General features: G+C 70.6%; 19 protein-coding genes and 1 tRNA gene. 16 read left to right on the top strand and 4 right to left on the bottom strand.

Annotation, left to right across the window (positions count from 1 at the left end):
• The first annotated feature begins 134 nt into the window (after nt 1–134).
• The 7 genes from trpD to FQY83_RS14880 all read left to right on the top strand — a co-directional run bounded on the left by trpD (nt 135) and on the right by FQY83_RS14880 (nt 8991).
• On the top strand, nt 135–1178 hold the full coding sequence (trpD, locus tag FQY83_RS14910; RefSeq protein WP_146388769.1) for an anthranilate phosphoribosyltransferase: 1044 nt from the start codon (nt 135–137) through the stop codon (nt 1176–1178).
• A gap of 205 nt (nt 1179–1383) precedes the next feature.
• The gene (locus tag FQY83_RS14905) at nt 1384–1755 is read left to right on the top strand and encodes an antibiotic biosynthesis monooxygenase family protein (RefSeq protein ID WP_146388768.1); all 372 of its coding nucleotides are present in this window, start codon (nt 1384–1386) and stop codon (nt 1753–1755) included.
• Between the two features lie 39 nt (nt 1756–1794).
• Complete coding sequence (locus FQY83_RS14900; protein WP_146388767.1) at nt 1795–2634, top strand: cyanophycinase; 840 nt, start codon at nt 1795–1797, stop codon at nt 2632–2634.
• Nucleotides 2635–2648: 14 nt separating this feature from the next.
• The gene (gene cphA / locus FQY83_RS14895; RefSeq protein ID WP_146388766.1) at nt 2649–5444 is read left to right on the top strand and encodes a cyanophycin synthetase; all 2796 of its coding nucleotides are present in this window, start codon (nt 2649–2651) and stop codon (nt 5442–5444) included.
• Between the two features lie 180 nt (nt 5445–5624).
• Complete coding sequence (locus FQY83_RS14890) at nt 5625–7445, top strand: Mur ligase family protein (protein WP_146388765.1); 1821 nt, start codon at nt 5625–5627, stop codon at nt 7443–7445.
• On the top strand, nt 7442–8269 hold the full coding sequence (trpC, locus tag FQY83_RS14885) for an indole-3-glycerol phosphate synthase TrpC (RefSeq protein ID WP_425478667.1): 828 nt from the start codon (nt 7442–7444) through the stop codon (nt 8267–8269). Before FQY83_RS14890 ends, trpC begins: the two co-directional genes overlap by 4 nt.
• The gene (locus FQY83_RS14880; protein ID WP_146388764.1) at nt 8266–8991 is read left to right on the top strand and encodes an HAD-IB family phosphatase; all 726 of its coding nucleotides are present in this window, start codon (nt 8266–8268) and stop codon (nt 8989–8991) included. The genes trpC and FQY83_RS14880 overlap by 4 nt, the downstream gene beginning before the upstream one ends.
• A 174-nt stretch (nt 8992–9165) precedes the next feature.
• Here FQY83_RS14880 and FQY83_RS14875 read toward each other — a convergent pair whose 3' ends face one another.
• Together FQY83_RS14875 and crp are read right to left on the bottom strand one after the other, a co-directional pair.
• Nucleotides 9166–9639, bottom strand: coding sequence for a GNAT family N-acetyltransferase (locus tag FQY83_RS14875; protein ID WP_146388763.1), 474 nt, complete (start codon nt 9637–9639; stop codon nt 9166–9168).
• Nucleotides 9636–10271, bottom strand: coding sequence for a cAMP-activated global transcriptional regulator CRP (crp, locus tag FQY83_RS14870; protein ID WP_238333518.1), 636 nt, complete (start codon nt 10269–10271; stop codon nt 9636–9638). Before crp ends, FQY83_RS14875 begins: the two co-directional genes overlap by 4 nt.
• Before the next feature lie 183 nt (nt 10272–10454).
• Between crp and speD the strand changes: the two genes are divergently transcribed.
• The gene (speD, locus tag FQY83_RS14865) at nt 10455–11249 is read left to right on the top strand and encodes an adenosylmethionine decarboxylase (protein WP_146388761.1); all 795 of its coding nucleotides are present in this window, start codon (nt 10455–10457) and stop codon (nt 11247–11249) included.
• A gap of 186 nt (nt 11250–11435) precedes the next feature.
• Here the strand turns inward: speD and coq7 are convergent, their stop codons facing one another.
• The gene (coq7, locus tag FQY83_RS14860) at nt 11436–12131 is read right to left on the bottom strand and encodes a 2-polyprenyl-3-methyl-6-methoxy-1,4-benzoquinone monooxygenase (protein ID WP_146388760.1); all 696 of its coding nucleotides are present in this window, start codon (nt 12129–12131) and stop codon (nt 11436–11438) included.
• Between the two features lie 222 nt (nt 12132–12353).
• Between coq7 and rplM the strand changes: the two genes are divergently transcribed.
• The 6 genes from rplM (at nt 12354) to maiA (ending at nt 16341) form a co-directional block, all read left to right on the top strand.
• Entirely contained in the window at nt 12354–12782 is a 429-nt protein-coding gene (gene rplM, locus FQY83_RS14855) for a 50S ribosomal protein L13 (protein ID WP_146388759.1), read from the top strand.
• A 3-nt stretch (nt 12783–12785) separates the two neighbouring features.
• Nucleotides 12786–13178 carry a 30S ribosomal protein S9 gene (gene rpsI / locus FQY83_RS14850; protein WP_146388758.1) on the top strand — a complete coding sequence of 131 codons (393 nt, stop codon included), beginning with the start codon at nt 12786–12788 and terminating at the stop codon, nt 13176–13178.
• 48 nt (nt 13179–13226) lie between these two features.
• Nucleotides 13227–13301, top strand: a tRNA-Gln gene (locus FQY83_RS14845).
• A gap of 211 nt (nt 13302–13512) precedes the next feature.
• The gene (locus tag FQY83_RS14840) at nt 13513–14256 is read left to right on the top strand and encodes a 2OG-Fe dioxygenase family protein (RefSeq protein WP_146388757.1); all 744 of its coding nucleotides are present in this window, start codon (nt 13513–13515) and stop codon (nt 14254–14256) included.
• 72 nt (nt 14257–14328) lie between these two features.
• Nucleotides 14329–15321, top strand: a complete 993-nt coding sequence (locus tag FQY83_RS14835; RefSeq protein ID WP_146388756.1) for a fumarylacetoacetate hydrolase family protein — start codon at nt 14329–14331, stop codon at nt 15319–15321.
• Nucleotides 15322–15675: 354 nt separating this feature from the next.
• The gene (gene maiA / locus FQY83_RS14830) at nt 15676–16341 is read left to right on the top strand and encodes a maleylacetoacetate isomerase (protein WP_146388755.1); all 666 of its coding nucleotides are present in this window, start codon (nt 15676–15678) and stop codon (nt 16339–16341) included.
• A 159-nt stretch (nt 16342–16500) separates the two neighbouring features.
• On the opposite strand, the gene FQY83_RS14825 is transcribed toward maiA, so the two are convergent.
• Entirely contained in the window at nt 16501–17610 is a 1110-nt protein-coding gene (locus FQY83_RS14825) for a PilT/PilU family type 4a pilus ATPase (protein ID WP_146388754.1), read from the bottom strand.
• Nucleotides 17611–17806: 196 nt separating this feature from the next.
• Between FQY83_RS14825 and FQY83_RS14820 the strand changes: the two genes are divergently transcribed.
• Both FQY83_RS14820 and FQY83_RS14815 read left to right on the top strand, forming a co-directional pair.
• Nucleotides 17807–18088, top strand: coding sequence for a DUF4398 domain-containing protein (locus tag FQY83_RS14820; protein WP_238333512.1), 282 nt, complete (start codon nt 17807–17809; stop codon nt 18086–18088).
• A complete protein-coding gene (locus tag FQY83_RS14815; RefSeq protein ID WP_146388752.1) occupies nt 18085–18672 on the top strand; it encodes a hypothetical protein in 588 nt (195 codons plus the stop codon). The genes FQY83_RS14820 and FQY83_RS14815 overlap by 4 nt, the downstream gene beginning before the upstream one ends.
• Nucleotides 18673–19071: the final 399 nt, after the last annotated feature.

Raw genomic sequence — 19071 nt, 5'->3', positions numbered from 1 at the left:
AAAGCCGGGATCCATTTGCTTTTTGCATCCACGTGGGAACGGCAACGTCAAAATGGATCCCGGCTTTCGCCGGGATGACGGCAGGAGCGGCGACGCTATTCCACGAACCACGAATCACGAATCACGACCCCACCATGACCATCACCCCCCAAGAAGCCCTCCAGCGCACCATCGAACACCGCGAGATCTTCCATGACGAGATGATCTCGCTGATGCGGCAGATCATGCGCGGCGAGGTCTCGCCGGTGATGACCGCGGCGATCCTCACCGGCCTGCGGGTCAAGAAGGAAACCGTCGACGAGATCGCGGCCGCGGCCAAGGTGATGCGCGAGCTCTCGCGCACCGTCGACGTGCCCGACCGCCGCCACCTGGTCGACATCGTCGGCACCGGGGGCGACGGCTCGCACACGTTCAACATTTCGACCGCGAGCATGTTCGTCGCCGCGGCGGCCGGCGCGCGCGTGGCCAAGCACGGCAACCGCAGCGTGTCGTCGAAGTCCGGCAGCGCCGATGCGCTGGAGGCGCTGGGCGCCGCGATCGAGCTGTCGCCGGAACAGGTGGCGCGCAGCATCGACCAGACCGGCGTCGGCTTCATGTTCGCGCCGATCCACCACCCGGCGATGAAGGCGGTGGCGCCGGTGCGGCGCGAGATGGGCGTGCGCACGATCTTCAACATCCTCGGCCCGCTGACCAACCCGGCGAACGCGCCGGCGGTGCTGATGGGCGTGTTCCATCCCGACCTGGTCGGCATCCAGGTGCGCGTGCTGCAGGAACTCGGCACCGAGCGCGCGCTGGTGGTGTGGGGGCGCGACGGCATGGACGAGATCTCGCTCGGCGCGGCGACGATGGTCGGCGAGCTGTGCGACGGCCAGGTGCGCGAGTACGAGATCCATCCGGAGGACTTCGGGATCGCGATGGCGGCCAGCCGCAACCTGCGCGTGGCCGACCCGGCCGAATCGAAGGCGATGCTGCTCGGCGCACTGCGCGGCGAGGCAGGGCTGCCGCTGGAGATCGTGGTGCTCAACGCCGGCGCGGCGCTGTACGTGGCCGGCGTGGCCGACTCGATCGGCGACGGCATCGCGCGTGCGCGCGCCGCGGTCGCGTCCGGTGCGGCGATGGCGAAGCTGGAGGCCTTCGTGGCCGGCACCCGGCGACTCGCGCAGGAGGCCACGGCCTGAGGGCGATGGGCCCATGCAAATCCGTCATCCCCGCGAAGGCGGGGACCCAGTGTCTTCCGTTCCGGAAATCAGGGCACAAGACGCTGGATCCCCGCCTTCGCGGGGACGACGATCAAAGCGGGCGCCGACCGGTCAGGATTCACGCCGCCGCGCAATCCCGCCCGATCCCTGCGAAAATTGGGCGCCGCCCGCCCGAGGCTCCCGCATGGACTCCGAAGCGTTCGCGACACTGCCGCCCCCGCCGTACTACGCGGTGGTCTTCAGCTCGGTCCGCACCGGCGCCGACGAGGCCGGCTACGGCGAGGCCGCGCAGCGCATGGTCGAGCTGGCCCGGGAGCAGCCCGGCTTCCTCGGCGTCGAATCGGCCCGCGGCGCCGACGGCTTCGGCATCACCGTCTCCTACTGGGAGAGCGAGGACGCCATCCGCGCCTGGCGCCGCCACGCCGAACACGCCGCGACGCGCGAACGCGGGCGCGCGGCCTGGTACCGGCATTTCGAGCTGCGGATCGCCCGGGTGGAGCGCGCCTACGGCTGGGACGCGGGCGACGGCCCCGGGCGGACCGATGCGCCCGCGTGATATTTTGTCGCGCATCAGGATCTGCCAGGAACATGCTTGATGCCCAGCAAGACCCCCGACGGTGAGCAACGGGGCTGGATCGTCCCCATCGGCGGGGCGGAGGACAAGGAGGCCGATCCGAAGGTTCTCAAGCGCTTCGTCGACCTGTGCGGCGGCAAGGACGCGCGCATCGTCGTCATCCCGACCGCCAGCAAGCTGATCGAGACCGGTACCCAGTACGAGCGGCTGTTCCCCGAGCTCGGTGCGCGCGAGGCGACGGTGCTGGACTTCGACACCCGGCGCGACGCGCAGGAGCAGAACCGGCTCGACCGCATCGAGGACGCCACCGGCGTGTTCTTCACCGGCGGCAACCAGCTGCGGCTGTCGACCCTGCTCGGCGGCACCCCGGTCGCCAAGCTGGTGCGCAGCCTCAACGCGCGCGGCGTGACCGTCGGCGGCACCAGCGCCGGCGCCAGCATCCTCAGCGAGCACATGATCGCCTTCGGCCGGGAAGGTTCCTCGCCGACCGCCGGCAGCGTGCGCCTGGCGCCGGGCCTGGGCCTGACCAACCGCTTCGTCATTGACCAGCACTTCCGCCAGCGCGACCGCCTCGGCCGCCTGGTCGCGGCGCTGGCCTACAACCCGTTCGCGATCGGCATCGGCCTGGACGAGGACACCGCCGCCTTCATCGGCCCGGACGACACCCTGGAGGTGGAGGGCAGCGGCTCGGTGACGATCGTCGACGCCAGCGAGCTGACCTTCTCGTCGATGGACCGCGCCGGCGAGGACGATCCGGTCTGCCTGCTCGGCCTGCGCGTGCACATCCTGGTCGCCGGCGCTACCTTCAACCTGCACACCCGGCAGGCGGCCGCGGGCCGCCTCGCCATCACGAAAACCTGATCCGGGGCAATCCCATGCGCATCCTCGAACGCAACGTCTACGTCGGCCCTTCGCAGTACGCGCATTTCCCGGTGATCCGGCTGCTGCTGGACCTCGAGGCGCTGGAGCAGTGGCCGACCGGCCGGCTCGGCCCGGCCTTCGTCGACGGCCTGGTCGCGGCCCTGCCCGGGCTGGCCGAGCACGGCTGCTCGTACAAGACGCCGGGCGGCTTCATCCGCCGCATGCGCGAGGGCGAGGGCACCTGGCTGGGCCACGTGCTGGAGCACGTCGCGATCGAACTGCAGAACGTCGCCGGCGAGGACGTGACCTTCGGCCGCACCCGGAGCGTCGGCGACGACCGCCCGGGCGTGTACACCGTCGTCTACGAATACGCCCAGCGCGAGGAGGGCATCGCCGCCGGCGAGCTGGCGCTGAAGCTGCTGTCCTCGCTGCTGCCCGCCGAGATCCGCCCCGAGGGCGGCGTGCCCGACGACTGGCACTGGGAGGAAGCGCGCGACGACTTCATCCGCTACGCCCAGCGCCGCGCGCTCGGGCCGTCGACCGCCTCGCTGGTGCGCGCGGCGGTGGAGCGCGGCATCCCGTGGCTGCGGCTCAACAACCAGTCGCTGGTGCAGTTCGGCCACGGCCGCTACCAGCAGCGCATCCAGGCCACGATCACCGGGCGCACGCCGTACATCTCGGTCGAGCTCGCCAGCGACAAGGAGGAGACCAACAAGATCCTCGCCTCGCTCGGCCTGCCGGTGCCGCGCCAGCAACTGGTCTCCAGCCAGACCGACGCGCTCAAGGCCGCGCGCCGTCTGGGCGGGCCGGTGGTGCTCAAACCCTACAACGGCAACCACGGCCGCGGCATCACCATCAACATCAGCGGCGACGACGAGATCCGCGCCGCGTTCGACGCCGCGCGCGAGCATTCGCGCTCGGTGATCGTCGAGACCTTCCAGCCCGGCGACGACCATCGTTTGCTGGTCATCAACGGCGAACTGGTCGCGGCGACGCGGCGCACGCCCGGCCACGTCGTCGGCGACGGCCGCAGCACGATCGCGCAGTTGGTCGAGGTGGTGAACCAGGACCCGCGCCGCGGCGTCGGCCACGAGAAGGTGCTCACGCGCCTGGAGCTCGATCGCGAGGCCAACCTGATGATGGAGCGCGTCGGCTACGACGAGGGCAGCGTGCTGAAGGACGGCGAGGTGGTATTCCTGCGCTCGACGGCGAATCTTTCGACCGGCGGCACCGCCACCGACGTCACCGACGTCATCCATCCCGACAACCGCGACATGGCCGTGCGCGCGGTGCGCGCGATCGGCCTCGACGTCGGCGGCGTGGACTTCATCACCCCCAACATCGCCGAGAGCTACAAGTCGATCGGCGGCGCGATCTGCGAGGTCAACGCCGCGCCCGGCTTCCGCATGCACGTCGCGCCCAGCGAGGGCACGCCGCGCGACGCCGCCGGCCCGGTGATCGACATGCTGTTCCCGCCCGGCACGCCCTCGCGCGTGCCGATCGCCGCGATCACCGGCACCAACGGCAAGACCACCACCTCGCGCATGCTCGCGCACGTGGCCAAGATGGCCGGCTACACGCCGGGTCTGACCAGCACCGACGGCGTCTACATCGACGGCCAGCGCACGGTCGAGGGCGACATGACCGGGCCGGTGTCGGCGCGGATGGTGCTGTCCGACCCGCACATCGACATGGCGGTGCTGGAAACCGCGCGCGGCGGCCTGCTGCGCGCCGGCATGGGCGTGCCGGAAGTGGACGTGGGTGCGGTGCTCAACGTCGCCGCCGACCACCTCGGCCTCAAGGGCATCGACACGCTGGAACAGCTGGCCGAGATCAAGCGCATCGTGGTCGAGGTGGCGAAGGACTGCGCGGTGCTCAACGCCGACGATCCCAACGTGCTGAAGATGTCGGCCTACACCGATGCGAAGACCGTCTGCTACGTGACCATGAACCCCTCGCACGCGCTGGTGCGCGAGCACATCCGCGCCGGTGGCCGCGCCTGCGCGCTGGAGGCGGGCGTCAACGGCCACATGATCACGCTCTACGACAAGGGCGGCCACATCCCGCTGATGTGGACCCACCTGATCCCGGCCACGCTCGAGGGCCGCGCGCTGCACAACGTGCAGAACGCGATGTTCGCCGCGGCGCTGGCGTTCTCGCTCGGGATCAAGCTCGATGCGATCCGCCAGGGACTGCGCACCTTCGACACCACGTTCTTCCAGGCGCCGGGCCGCATGAACGTATTCGACGAGCATCCGTTCAAGGTGGTGATGGACTACGCGCACAACGCGCACGCGGTGGGCGTGATGGCCGACCTCGCGCAGCGGCTGGAGGTGACCGGCCGGCGCATCGTCGCCGTGGCCGCGCCCGGCGACCGCCGCGACGAGGACATCGTCGCGATCGCCGAGGCCGTCGCCGGGCGCTTCGACCACTACGTGGTCAAGCGCGACGACAGCCTGCGCGGGCGCGACGGCGACGAGGTGCCGCGCATCATCGCCCGGGCGCTGGAGGACAAGGGCATCGGCAAGGACGCGATCACCGTCATCGCCGACGAACAGGAAGCGGTGGATGCAGCGCTGCGCATGGGTCAGCCCGGCGACTTGCTGGTGGTGTTCGCCGATGCGCTCGCGCGCACCTGGAAGCAGATCACCAAGTTCGCGCCCGAGGGCGCCGCGCCGCGCTCGGCCCGCAAGGTCGAACTGCCGTCGCTGGAGTCGGCCCTGAGCGCCGACGAGGCCGCGGTCGCAGCAATGACCGGCGTGGTCCGTGATGAGCGCGGGCTGGTGTTCGAGCGCGAAGAAAGCGACTAGCCATGATGCTTCAGTCATCTGTCTCGACCACCGCGCTTCGCACTGCTCCCTCCCCCGCTCGCGGGGGAGGGCTGGGGTGGGGGCGCCCTTCGCGCAGACCATGAAAGCCCCTGGATCCCCGCCTGCGCGGGGATGACGGACCAGGGGCCTCCGCGCCACATCAGCCGACCTTTTCGACGCATGCCGCAAGAACCCTTCGAAGAATCGCGCCGCCTGACCGGCTGCAACGTCTACTTCGCCGGCCCCGGCGCTGGGCTGGAGTCCGCGCCCGGCGTCGCCTTCGACGAGGCCGCGCTCGCGCGCTGGCGCGACAACGTCCAGGCCGCGCGCTCTGCGCTCGATTGGCCCGTCGGCGACATCATCGCGCGCCGCCACCGCAGCGGCGTGTCGCTGGCCTTCGCCGCGCCGATGGATCGGCTCTACACCGCCGCCGAAGTCAACGAATGGGCCTGGTACGACGCGCTCGGCCTGCGCGCGCCGGACGCCGAAGCCCCTGGCGACGACGGCGAACCGCCGCCGCCGCACGCCGCCAGCCTGCCGCGCGACGAAGCGCTGCGATTGCTGCGCGTGCGCGCCGATGCCGAGGCCAATCCGGCGCTGCTCGCGCTGGCGCAGGCGGCCGATGCGCGCGGCGTCCCGCTGCTGGCCGACGACGACGAGGCCTCCCTCGGCGCCGGCGCGCACGGGCGCACCTGGCCGATCGACGCGCTGCCCGCGCCGGACGCGGTGCCCTGGGACGCGCTGCGCGCGATCCCGGTCGCGCTGGTCACCGGCTCCAACGGCAAGACCACCAGCGTGCGCCTGCTCGCGGCGATGTGCCGCGCCCACGGCTGGCCGACGGCCTACAGCAGCACCGACGGCGTCTATCTCGACGGCGCCGCGCTGGAGGCGGGCGACTTTTCCGGGCCGGGCGGCGCGCGCACCGCGCTGCGGCGCCCGGAGGCACGGGCCGCGATCCTCGAGACCGCGCGCGGCGGCCTGCTGCGGCGCGGGCTGGCGCTGTGCCGCGCGGACGTGGCCCTGGTCACCAACATCAGCGTCGACCACTTCGGCGAATACGGCGTCCACGACCTCGACGACCTGGCGACGGTCAAGCTGACCGTCGCGCGGGCGGTCGCCGGCGACGGGCTGCTGGTGCTCAACGCCGACGACGCGGTGCTGCGCCGCCACGCCGACCGCTTCGCCGGGCAGCGCCTGGGCTGGTTCTCGCTCGACGATGCGCATCCCGTGCTCGCCGCGCATCGCGCCCGCGGCGGCGCGACCTGCGGCGTCGCCGACGGCCGCCTGCGCCTGCACGTCGATGGTGCGAAGCACGACCTCGGTGCGATCACCGACCTGCCGCTCGCGCTCGGCGGCCGCGCCGGCTACAACCTGTCCAACCTCGCCGGCGCCGCGCTGGCGGCGACCGCGCTCGGGATTCCGGTGGACACCATCGCCGGCGTGCTGGCCCGCTTCGGCGCCTCGCGCGGGGACAATCCCGGCCGTCTGCAGCGCTGGCGGCTGGGCGGCGTCGACGTGGTGGTCGACTACGCGCACAACCCGGACGGCCTGCGCGGCCTGCTGCAGGCGGTCGGGGCCGGTGCGGGCGGGGGCCGCCTGGCCGTCGTCGTCGGCCACGCCGGCAATCGCGAGGACGAGGACCTGCGCGCGGTCGCGGCCACCGCGGCGGCGTTTTCGCCGGCGCTGGTCGTGCTCAAGAGCGCCGACGGCTACCTGCGGGGTCGCGCGCGCGAGGACATCCCTGCGATCATGCGCGACGAACTGCTCCGGCTCGGCATGGACCCGCGCGCCGTGGAGGTCGAACTCGACGAGGTGCAGGCGGCGCGGCGCGCGCTGGCCTGGGCCCGCGCCGGCGACCTGGTCGTGCTGCCGATCTTCGACCGCGACGCGCGCGACCGCGTCGAGGCGATGCTGGAGCGGATGGAACGCGATGGCTGGCGCGCGGGCGAGGACCTGCCCGAGCTGCCGCCCGCCCGCAACGAAGAGGAAGCAAGCCCGTGAACCACCTCCTGCGTCCAGCGCTGCCGCGCAAGGACGACATCCTGCAGAAGATCCTCGCGCGCAAGGTCGAGGAAGTCGCCGCCCGCGCGGCGGCGCGGCCGCTGGCCGAGATGCGCGCGCTGGCCGCCGACATGCCGCCGGCGCGCGGTTTCGCCGCCGCGATCGAGGCAAAGATCGCGTCCGGCGCGCCGGCGGTGATCGCCGAGGTCAAGAAGGCGAGTCCGTCGAAGGGCGTGATCCGCCCCGACTTCCATCCGGCGCAGATCGCGCGCAGCTACGAGGCCGGCGGCGCGGCCTGCCTGTCGGTGCTGACCGACGTCGACTTCTTCCAGGGCGCCGATGCCTACCTGCAGCAGGCGCGCGCCGCCTGCGCGCTGCCGGTGCTGCGCAAGGACTTCACCATCGATCCGTACCAGGTGCACGAGGCGCGCGCGCTCGGCGCCGACTGCGTCCTGCTGATCGTCGCGGCGCTGTCGGACGACCAGCTCGCCGAGCTGTCCGGCACCGCGCTGCAGCTGGGCCTCGACGTGCTGGTCGAGGTGCACGACATCGACGAACTCGAGCGCGCGATCCAGGTGCCGGCGCCGCTGCTGGGCGTCAACAACCGCAGCCTGCGCAGCTTCGAGGTCTCGCTCGACACCACCCTGTCGCTGCGTGATGCGGTGCCGCGCGACCGCCGCCTGGTCACCGAGAGCGGCATCCACGCCGCCGGCGACGTGGCGAAGATGCGCGCCGCCGGCGTCGACGCCTTCCTCGTCGGCGAGGCCTTCATGCGCGAACCCGACCCGGGCGCGGCGCTGCAGCGGCTGTTCTTCCCGGCATGAGCGCAGTGCCGACGCCGCGCGACGACGCCCCGCTGGTGGTCTTCGATTTCGACCACACCCTGTACGACGGCGATTCGGGCAGCCACCTGTTCGCCTGGCTGATCCGGCGCAGTTGGTGGCGGACCGCGCTGGCGCTGCTGGCGGCGCCGGTGTTCGGCCCGATGGTCGCCTTCCTGCGCACGCGCCGCTGGGGCATTTCCGGATTCGTCTGGATCGGCACCGTCGGCATGCCGCGCCGGCGCACGCTGGACGATGCGATCGATCGCTACGTGGCCACCCACGACGCCGCGATCCGCGCCCGCCTGCTGCCGCTGGCGCTGGACGTGCTGCACCGCCACCGCGAGGCCGGCGACCGGGTGGTGATCGCCACCGGCGCGCCGCCCGAGCTGGCGCGCGCGATCCTCGCCTTCGTCGCGCACGAGAGCGTGCCGGTGATCGGCACCGCGGTCGGCCCGCGGCTGGGCGCAGTGGTGGCGACGCGCCACTGCCACGCAGAGGAGAAGATGCGGATGCTGCGCGAGCGCGGCTACGGCGACATCGCCATCGCCTATTCCGACTCCAGCGCCGACCTGCCGCTGCTCAAGGCGGCAAAGGCGCCGGTGGTGGTCAATCCCAAGCACGGCAGCATCGACCTGTTCCGGCGCGTGCTGCCGGCGGGCACGCCGATCCTCAACTGGGGCTGCCGGGACCGCGGCGGGGAGGCGGTGGCGGCGGAGCGGTAACGCGTCCGGCGGGCCGGTGGCCCGTTGTCGGGTCGATCACCTGTCATTTCGAGTGCAGCGAGAAATCTTCTTTCCGCATGCATCGCCTGTCCGAAAGAAGATTTCTCGCTGCGCTCGAAATGACAGGTGGAATCGCAACGCTCCTTCCGGTCCCCGGTCCCTCGACTCCCGACCCTACGCGTCACCCAGCCGCTTGATGAAGCGCACGGTGCCGTCGCTGAAGCCGCAGGCCTTGTAGAAGGCGTGCGCGTCGGTGCGCTGGGAGCCGCTGCTCAGCTCCAGCCGTGCCGCGCCGCCGGTTCGGGCGCGGCGCTCGGCTTCGCGCAGCAGCTGCCGGCCCAGGCCCTGTCCGCGTGCGGACGAGGTGACCACCAGCGCGGTGATGCGGCAGGTCGTGGTGTCCAGCGGCAGGTAGTACATGAAGTCCAGCGCGACCAGGCCCGACACCACGCCGCCCACGCGCGCCACCACCAGCGCCTGGCGGTCGTTGTCGCCGATCGCGCGGATCCGGCGCGCGGCGTCGTCCAGGTCGCAGGGATAGCCGAGTTCGGACAGCAGGGTGGCGACGTCGTCGGCGTCGATCAGGCTGGCGCTGCGCAGGTCGGCGTCCGGCAGGCCGGCGCCGGGCCCGAAGTGGCCGACGCTCATCGCGTCCCGTAGAGCACGATGGTCTTGCCGCGCGCGTGCAGCTTGCCGTCGGCCTGCAGCTTCTTCAGCACGCGGCCGGCCATCTCGCGCGAGCAGCCGACCAGCCGCGCCAGCTCCTGCCGCGACACGCGCAGTTGGGTGCCCTGCGGATGGCTCATCGCCTCGGGTTCGCGGGTCAGGTCGTGCAGGGTGCGGGTGATGCGGTCGGTGACGTCGAGGAAGGCCAGGCGTCCGGCCTTGCGGCTGGTGTCGAGCAGGCGCCGCGACAGCTGCGCGCCGATCGCGTACATGATCGAGGTGGCGTCGTTGGCCAGCGAGCCGTCGAACAGCTGGTACAGCCGCTCGTAGCTGATCTCGGCCAGCTCGCACTGGGTGCGGGTGCGCAGGATCACCTCGCGCACGTCGGACTCGATGAACAGCCCCATCTCGCCCACGAACTCGCCGTTGCCGAAGTAGCCCAGCACCAGCTCGCGGCCGTCGTCCTCCTCGGTGATGATGCTGACCGAGCCGCTGATGACGAAATACAGCGTGCCCGCGGGGTCGCCGGGGCGGAACACTTCCGTGCGCGGCGGGTAGCGCCGGCGGTGGCAGTGGGCGAGGAAGCGCTCGATGGTGGCCGCGGACGGCGCCATCGGATGGGCAGGGCGGCGGTAGCTGCTGATCAGGGCCACGGGATTCGGCTTCATCAAGGGGGGAACGGGGGAAGCGGGGAGATTAGGACGTCCGTGCCCGGGGAGCAAACCGCCGTGTCCCCACTGTCACGGGCTTTGCCGCATAATTCCGCCCTTCGCCTGCCCGACCGGGGACCGATCGACGTGGTCAAGCCGCTGCCTCGCCTGAAGCTCCAGGGCTTCAACAACCTCACCAAGTCGCTGTCGTTCAACATCTACGACGTCTGCTACGCGGCGTCGGAGGACGAGCGACGCCGCTACATCGAGTACATCGACGAGCAGTACGACGCCGACCGCCTGACCCAGATCCTGACCGACGTCGCCGAGATCATCGGCGCCAACATCCTCAACATCGCCCGCCAGGACTACGACCCGCAGGGCGCGTCGGTGACGATCCTGATCTCCGAGGAGCCGGTGATCGACAAGAAGGACGCCGGCAAGGAGATCATCTCCGACGCCGTGGTCGCCCACCTGGACAAGTCGCACATCACCGTCCACACCTACCCGGAGACCCATCCGGACAACGGCATCGCGACCTTCCGCGCCGACATCGACGTCTCCACCTGCGGCGTGATCTCGCCGCTGAAGGCGCTGAACTACCTGATCGAGAGCCTGGAATCGGACATCGTGGTGATGGACTACCGCGTGCGCGGCTTCACCCGCGACATCAAGGGCCGCAAGCACTACATCGACCACAAGATCAACTCGATCCAGGACTACCTGGCCAAGAACATCCGCGCGCGCTACGAGATGCTCGACGTCAACGTCTACCAGGAAAACATCTTCCACACCAAGATGCACCTGAAGGACTTCGACCTCGACCAGTACCTGTTCGAGGAGAAGGCGCGCAACCTCTCGTTCAAGGAGCGGATGAAGATCGAGGCGCGGCTCAAGCGCGAGATCGAGGAGCTGTACCACGGGCGCAACCTGGTCGACTGACGGGGTTGCGCGGTTCGCGCCCGGAAACCTGCCGTCATCCCGGCGAAAGCCGGGATCCATTTTCGCTTTTCCTGCGGACGCGACTCCGCTCGTCGGCACACCGGAACTGGCGCAAGCAAAAGCCAAATGGATCCCGGCTTTCGCCGGGATGACGGTGCGGGGGAGCCTGGATGACGATGCGGGAGGCTACAGCCTGTACGCGACGGCCTTCATCACCCTCGACGCCGCCGCCATCAGCGTCGGCACCGGCTGCGGCAGGATGCGGGCGCCGGCCAGTTCCGCGCTGTCGGCGTGGCGGGCCTCGTCCACCTTCATCTGGCGCAGGATCTCGCGGCTGCGCTGGTCGGCTGCGGGCAGGGTCTGCAGGTGTTCGTCGAGGTGGGCCTCGACCTGGCGCTCGGTCTCGACCACGAAGCCGAGGTTCCAGCCGTCGCCGCGCAGGCCGGCCAGCACGCCCAGGGCGTAGCTGCCGCCGTACCACAGCGGGTTGAACAGGCTGGGGCGGGAGTCGAGCTCGCGCAGGCGATCGGCGCACCAGGCCAGGTGGTCGGTTTCCTCCTGCGCGGCTTCGAGCAGGTGCTCGCGGGTGGCGTCTTCGCGTGCGACCGCGGCCTGGCCGAAGTACAGGCCCTGGGCGCAGACCTCGCCGACGTGGTTGATCCGCATCAGGCCGGCGGCGTGGCGGCGCTCGGTCTCGTCGAGTGCGATGTCCGGCGTGTCCCCGGCGGGGTTGGCGCGGCTGGCGGGCGGGTTGCCGAACACGGTCTCCAGGGCGCGCTGGGCCTCGACCAGCACGCGGTCGAGCGGGTGCAGACGGCGCGCGTCGGCCCGCGGCGCGGCGGGCACGGCGACCGGGAGCGGCGGGGTGGGGGAAGCGGACATCCTGGCTCTCCGGGGTGGCCGCCGGCCCGGGTGGACCGGCGGTTCGGCGGGACGGGCATGTTCGCCTGTCGGTGCCGGGGATGCCAGCGCGGGCCCGGGCGACTTGCGCGCGGCCCCGATGCCCGCTAGAATCCCGCTTCTTTTTCCGCAATCCACAGCGCGTGGCGCCGTTCCGGCCTTTCGGAACCAGCCCGACCAGGCACCCCCGCCCGGAGTCCTTTGATGAAGACCTTCACCGCAAAGTCCGAGACCGTCCAGCGCGACTGGTATCTCGTCGACGCCACCGGCAAGACGCTGGGCCGCCTGAGTTCCGAACTCGCGCGCCGCCTGCGCGGCAAGCACAAGCCGGTCTACACCCCGCACGTCGACACCGGCGACTACCTGGTCGTGATCAACGCCGAGAAGATCGCCGTCACCGGCAACAAGCTGGCCGACAAGAAGTACCACCGCTTCACCGGCCACATCGGCAACCTCAAGACCGAGACCCTGGCCCAGGCGCTGGAGCGCCACCCGGAGCGCGTGATCGAGATCGCGGTCAAGGGCATGCTGCCGAAGAACACGCTCGGTCGCGCCATGTACCGCAAGCTCAAGGTCTACAAGGGTGCCGAGCACCCGCACGCCGCCCAGCAGCCCCAGCCCCTGGATATCTAAACGATGGCTACCACCCAGAACTACGGCACCGGCCGTCGCAAGTCCTCCACCGCCCGCGTGTTCCTGCGCAAGGGCAGCGGCAACATCACCGTCAACGGCCGTCCGCTGGACGAGTTCTTCGGCCGCGAGACCGCGCGCATGATCGTGCGCCAGCCGCTCGAGCTGACCAAGAACACCGAGAGCTTCGACATCGTCGTGACCGCCACCGGCGGCGGCACCACCGGCCAGGCCGGCGCCATCCGCCTGGGCATCGCCCGCGCGCTGGTCGAGTACGACGAGACGCTGAAGACCGAACTGCGCAGGGCCGGGTTCGTGACCCGCGACGCGCGCGAGGTCGAGCGCAAGAAGGTCGGCCTGCACAAGGCACGCCGCGCCACCCAGTTCTCGAAGCGTTAATGCGGCATCGACGCCACCGCAGCGCGGTGGCGTTACAATCGGTTGCATAGCCCCGTCGCCAAGCGGTAAGGCACCTGACTCTGACTCAGGCATTCGGTGGTTCGAATCCATCCGGGGCTGCCAATCCAGAACGCGAATGCCGCATGCGGTATTCGCGGCACGACCAAGACCCGCCATCGGCGGGTCTTGTCGTTTGGGGCCTGCGCCCCGCTTTTGGCTCCCTCCCCCGCCTGCGGGGGAGGGCTGGGGTGGGGGCCAACCGAAGCCGCCGCCGTCCGGCCTGCAGACAATCCGTCCCGACCGGCGCCGTCCCCGCGCACGCTAGAATCCGCCGATGACGGCCCCGTTCCCCCCTCCCTGTTCCGATGCCGCGCAGGCATTGGACGACATCCGCGCGCGCGGCTTCGCGGTGCTGGCGGCCGACGACGTCGCCGGCCTCGCGCAGGCGCGCATCGACGACCTGCGGCGCCTCGAAGGCAGCTGGAACGACCTGCCGCCCGATGCCTGGCTCAGGGACGGCGGCCGCTACCGCAGCCGGCGCCATTCGTGCTTCGTGGTCGACGGCGACGACGTGCGGCAGGCAGCGCACCGCGCGCACTGGCAGTCGCTCGACTACAACGCCCTGCACGGCGGCATGCAGCGCATGTTCGAGCCGATCGCGCCGGATACGATCGCGGCACCGGCCTGGCCGGTGCTGCTGCGCAGCCTCGGCCAGTGGTGTTCGGCGCTCAAGGGCGCGCAGCCGTGGTACGTCGAGGCGCACCAGTTCCGCATCGACACCGCCGACGGCATCGGCCGGCCGACGCCGGAAGGCGCGCACCGCGACGGCGTGGATTTCGTCGCGGTCCTCCTGATCGGGCGCCACGACATCAAGGGCGGCGAGACGCGCGTGTTCCAGGCCGCGGGTCCGGACGGGCAGCGTTTCACCCTGCTGCAGCCGTGGTCGCTGCTGTTCCTGGACGACGCGCGCATGATCCACGAGTCGACGCCGATCCAGCCGGCTTCGCAGGACGCCCCCGGCCACCGCGATACGCTGGTGCTGACCTACCGCGCCGGCGCCTTCCAGGGCGAGGATTGACCTTGTCCATCTGCGAACGGCAGCGCGGCAACTGGTTACAATTGAAATCTTGAATCCGGGCCTGGAGCGGGCATGAAACTCGGTTCCCTGAAGGAAGGCGGTCGCGACGGCAGCCTGGTCGTGGTCTCGCGCGACCTGTCGCGTGCGGTGCCCGCAACCGGCATCGCAGCGACGCTGCAGCGCGCGCTGGAGGACTGGGGCAACGCCGCGCCGAGGCTCAACGCGCTGTACGCCTCGTTGAACGCCGGCGACGCCGACGGCGTGTTCGACCTCGACTTCAACGCGCTGGCGGCGCCGCTGCCGCGCGCCTACGAATTCGTCGACGGCAGCGCCTACCTGCCGCACGTCGAGCGCGTGCGCCGCGCGCGTGGTGCCGAGGTGCCGGAGAGCTTCTATACCGATCCGCTGATGTACCAGGCCACCAGCGCCGGCTTCCTCGGCCCGCGCGATCCGGTCAGGGTGGTCAGCGAGGACTACGGCATCGACCTGGAGGCCGAGATCGTGGTCGTGACCGACGACGTGCCAATGGCGGTGACGCCGGAGCAGGCGGCCGGGCACATCCAACTGGTCGGCCTGGTCAACGACGTGAGCCTGCGCAACCTGATCCCGGCCGAACTGGCCAAGGGCTTCGGCTTCCTGCAGTCCAAGCCGCGCTCGGCGCTGAGCCCGGTCTTCGTCACGCCCGACGAACTCGGCGACGCCTGGCGCGGCAACAAGCTGCACCTGCCTCTGGTCACCCATATCAACGGCGAGTGGTTCGGCGCGCCCGAGGCGGGCGTGGACATGCAGTTCGACTTCGCCCAGCTGGTGGCGCACGCGGCGAAGACGCGGCTGCTCTCGGCCGGCGCGATCGTCGGCTCGGGCACCATCGCCAACGAGGACACGGCCAAGGGCGCCTCCTGCTTCGCCGAGAAGCGGACCGTGGAGACGCTGGAGACCGGCAAGCCGGTAACGCCCTTCATGTCCTTCGGCGATCTGGTGCGCATCGAGATGCTCGACCGCGACGGCAACAGCATCTTCGGCGCCATCGAGCAGCGCATCGAGCGGCAGGCGCCGCCGGCCTGAGCGACTGTCCACGGTCCCTGTACCGTGGGCGGGCCTCGTCCGGGAAGACGCCATCGCGCATCCTCGAAGGCGTCATTCCGCATCCTTGAAGGCGTCATCCCGGCGAAAGCCGGGATCCATGTTGCCTTTGCTCCCCGTTTCCGTGAAAGCCACGGCAAGATCAAGATGGATCCCGGCTTTCGCCGGGATGACGGTGGAGGGGGCGCCGGTCCTGCGGGGAGCCGTCGCATTGCGGTTGCCGGGGCCGGGTCGCGGACGAACGGCGGCCTGTCGCGATGAATGGCGAACCGGCATCCTGCGCGCCGAATCAAGATATCGTGTTGACCATCACGACGACAGCAAGGGGGCGTCGGAGTGGGCGAAGAACTGCGACTGTATTCCTACTGGCGATCGAGCGCGGCCTACCGGGTGCGCATCGGGCTCAACCTCAAGGGGTTGGGCTACGAGACCGTGCCCGTGCACCTGCTGCGCGACGGCGGCGAACAGCTCGCGCCCGATTACGCGCGGACCAACCCGCAGAAGCTGGTGCCGGTGCTGCAGCACGGGCAGCGGCTGTTCCGGCAATCGCTGGCGATCCTCGAATACGTCGACGAGGTGTGGCCGTCGCCGCCGCTGCTGCCGGCCACCTCGCGCGAGCGCCAGCGCGTGCGCTCGCTCGCGCAGCTCGTCGCCAGCGACATCCACCCGCTCAACAACCTGCGGGTGATGCGCTACCTCGACCGCGAATGGAACGTGCCGCAGCCCGAGCGCGACGTCTGGACCCGGCACTGGATCAGCGAAGGCTTCGACGCCTTCGAGGCGTTGCTGCAGGGCCACCCCGCGACCGGCACGTTCTGCGACGGCCACCTGCCGACGCTCGCCGACTGCTGCCTGGTGCCGCAAATCTACAACGCGCGCCGTTTCGGCCTGGACATCGAACGCTGGCCGACGATCTGCGCGATCGAACAGGCCTGCCTGGAGCTGCCGGCGTTCCGCGACGCCGCGCCGGACCGCCAACCGGACGCACCGCAGCAGGCGTGATGCCCGTTCGCGATCAGGAAATCGAATGGCGTAGGTCGGCCCCCGTATCAGGTACGGGGCAGGCTCTACGCGGTCGACGCCGGACGCAGCCGACACCGGAGTTGAGAGCGTCGGGGCCGTAGCCCCGACCTACCGCGCTCCGGAACGCGCAGGCGGGTCTCAGGACGAGGCGCTGAACACGTCCGCGTAGGGATCGTGCTCGCCGTCCGCGCCCTCGGACAGGCGGAACTTGAGGTCCAGGCCCTCGCGCGAATCGGCCGCGCGCAACGCGGTCTCGCGCTCGATCCGGCCTTCCTTGTACAGGCGGAACAGGCACTGGTCGAAGGACTCGATGCCTTCCTCCAGCGACTCCTCCATCGCCTGCTTGATCTCGTGCACCTGGCCGCGTCGCAGCAGGTCGCGGATCATCGGCGTGTTGATCAGCACCTCGGTCGCCGGCATGCGGCGGCCGTCGGTGCCGACCACCAGGCGCTGCGACACCACCGCGCGCAGGTTCAGCGCCAGGTTCATCAGCACGTTCTTGTGCGCGGCCTCGGGGAAGAAGTTGAGGATGCGCTCGATGGTCTGGTCGGCGTTGTTGGAGTGCAGCGTCGCCAGGCACAGGTGGCCGGTCTCGGCGAAGGCGATCGCCGCCTCCATCGTGGTCGCGTCGAGGATCTCGCCGATCAGGATCACGTCCGGCGCCTCGCGCATCGCGTTCTTGAGCGCGTTGTGGAAGGCGTGCGTGTCGAGGCCGACCTCGCGCTGGTTGACGATCGACTTCTTGTGCCGGTGCAGGTACTCGATCGGGTCCTCGATGGTGAGGATGTGGCCCGAGGTGGTGGTGTTGCGGTAGTCGATCATCGATGCCAGCGAGGTCGACTTGCCCGAGCCGGTGGAGCCGACCAGCAGCACCAGCCCGCGCGGCGCCATGATGATGTCCTTGAGCACCTGCGGCAGTTGCAGCTCCTCGATGCTGGGGATGGTGCTGCGGATCGCGCGGATCACCATGCCGACCTCGCCGCGCTGCTTGAACACGTTGACGCGGAAGCGCCCCGAGTCCTGCAGCGAGATCGCCATGTTCAGCTCCAGGTCGCGCTCGAACTGCGGCACCTGGCCCTCGTCCATCAGCGAATAGGCGATCTTCTTCACCATGCCGGCCGGCAGGCCGGTGTTGCCGAGCGGGTACAGCTTGCCCTCGACCTTGATGTAGACCGGTGCGCCGGTGGTCAGGAACATGTCCGACGCGTTCTTTTCCGTCATCAGCTTCAGGAAATAGCCGATGTCCATGTACGAATCCCCAATGGCCCACCGGGGGCGTTGCGCATCCGGCGAAGGCTGTCGACAATGGCCGCGCACCCGCAAACGGCACGGCCCCCCAATGGCGACAAGCTTCGCACACTTCCGGACCCCGCTGCAGGCACTGATCTGTGGATGCGTGCTCGCGCTCACGGCTTGCGCGAGCCTGCCGCCGCCGACCGCCGAATTGAACGCTGCCCAGCAGGCGGTGTCGCGCGCGGCCGACGCCGATGCCGACCAGTACGCCGCCGAGGACCTGGCGCGCGCGCGCAGCCTGCTCACGCAGGCGCAGGGCGCGCTGGCCGAACGCCGCGAGGCCGACGCGCGCGACCTCGCCAACCGCTCGGCCGCCCTGGCCGGGCTGGCGCTGGCCCGCAGCCGCGAGGCCGCGACCAACGCCGAGCTCGAACAGCGGCGCGCGGAGATCGCCGACCTGCGCCAGCGGCTGCGGCTGGAGGACGCGCAATGAACATCCGCTCCTGGACTATCGCCTGCCTGTCCCTGCTGCTGGCCCTGCCACTGGCGCATGCCGCCGACGATCCCGACGTGGCGCAGCTGAGCCAGCGCCTGGTCGCCCTCGACGCCGACGCCTCGCTGGGCGGGCTCGCCTCGCTCGAGCGGCTGCAGGCGCGGCAGGCGGTCGAGGCGCTGGACGCGTCGCGGCGCAGCCGCCAGCGCCCGTCGATCCTGCAGGTCGCGCAATGGCGGGTCGAGACCGCCGAGATCTCGGCCCGGACCGAAGCCGCCCGGCGCGACATCGACCGCCTCGACCGCGAGCGCAGCGACCTGCTGCTCGAGGCCAGCCGCCGCGAGGCCGCGCGCGCGCGCCAGGAAGCCGAACGCCTGCGCATCCAGGCCCAGATCCAGGCCGAGGAGGCCACCCGCCTGCGCCAGGCCGCCGAGGAGGAGTCGCTCGCCCGGCAGGAGGCCGAGACCGTGCTGCAGGGCGTGTCCTCGCGCGAGGCCGCGAAACTGCGCGCCGCCCGCGAGCGCGCCGCCGAGCTCAAGCGCCAGGAAGAAGAGCTGCTCCGCAGCCTCGAATCCAACCCGTAGGTCGGGGCTGGCCCCGACGACGCCTGCCGCGGGCGCGGCAACCCGGTCAGTCCGCCGAACGCCCCGATCGCGGCTGAAGCTGCTCCACAGTCGGGGCGGGCTGGGCTATGAAGCCGCCAAAGCACCTCATGGATCGGGCCTGTCATCTCGAGCGCAGCGAGAGATCTGCTCTTGTCCGGACGGAAAGCAGATCTCTCGCTGCGCTCGGGATGACATATCTGAATGTTGCGTCGCGCGGCGGGCTTGTTAATTTCTTGGAAATCAATCATTTGGATGGTCTCGCCCAAGCCCCGGGCGCCCGCCGCGGGCGCGCCTGAACGCCCTCCCTGCCACCCCGGCGAACCGTGACGCCCGGCAAATCAGCAGCTTGCCGCCGGCCCTTGTCGCCCCCCTCGGGGA

Origin of the sequence: Luteimonas marina (assembly GCF_007859325.1) — a bacterium.
Taxonomy (GTDB): Bacteria; Pseudomonadota; Gammaproteobacteria; order Xanthomonadales; family Xanthomonadaceae; genus Luteimonas; species Luteimonas marina.
The sequence above is the reverse complement of the archived record's forward strand: the minus strand, read 5'-3'. Positions and strand labels throughout refer to the sequence as shown.

Coding starts and splice junctions, on each gene's coding strand:
- trpD (WP_146388769.1), top strand. CDS start 135: ATGACCATCACCCCCCAAGAAGCCCTCCAGCGCACCATCGAACACCGC.
- FQY83_RS14905 (WP_146388768.1), top strand. CDS start 1,384: ATGGACTCCGAAGCGTTCGCGACACTGCCGCCCCCGCCGTACTACGCG.
- FQY83_RS14900 (WP_146388767.1), top strand. CDS start 1,795: ATGCCCAGCAAGACCCCCGACGGTGAGCAACGGGGCTGGATCGTCCCC.
- cphA (WP_146388766.1), top strand. CDS start 2,649: ATGCGCATCCTCGAACGCAACGTCTACGTCGGCCCTTCGCAGTACGCG.
- FQY83_RS14890 (WP_146388765.1), top strand. CDS start 5,625: ATGCCGCAAGAACCCTTCGAAGAATCGCGCCGCCTGACCGGCTGCAAC.
- FQY83_RS14880 (WP_146388764.1), top strand. CDS start 8,266: ATGAGCGCAGTGCCGACGCCGCGCGACGACGCCCCGCTGGTGGTCTTC.
- FQY83_RS14875 (WP_146388763.1), bottom strand. CDS start 9,639: ATGAGCGTCGGCCACTTCGGGCCCGGCGCCGGCCTGCCGGACGCCGAC.
- crp (WP_238333518.1), bottom strand. CDS start 10,271: ATGGCGCCGTCCGCGGCCACCATCGAGCGCTTCCTCGCCCACTGCCAC.
- coq7 (WP_146388760.1), bottom strand. CDS start 12,131: ATGTCCGCTTCCCCCACCCCGCCGCTCCCGGTCGCCGTGCCCGCCGCG.
- rplM (WP_146388759.1), top strand. CDS start 12,354: ATGAAGACCTTCACCGCAAAGTCCGAGACCGTCCAGCGCGACTGGTAT.
- rpsI (WP_146388758.1), top strand. CDS start 12,786: ATGGCTACCACCCAGAACTACGGCACCGGCCGTCGCAAGTCCTCCACC.
- FQY83_RS14840 (WP_146388757.1), top strand. CDS start 13,513: ATGACGGCCCCGTTCCCCCCTCCCTGTTCCGATGCCGCGCAGGCATTG.
- FQY83_RS14835 (WP_146388756.1), top strand. CDS start 14,329: ATGAAACTCGGTTCCCTGAAGGAAGGCGGTCGCGACGGCAGCCTGGTC.
- FQY83_RS14825 (WP_146388754.1), bottom strand. CDS start 17,610: ATGGACATCGGCTATTTCCTGAAGCTGATGACGGAAAAGAACGCGTCG.
- FQY83_RS14815 (WP_146388752.1), top strand. CDS start 18,085: ATGAACATCCGCTCCTGGACTATCGCCTGCCTGTCCCTGCTGCTGGCC.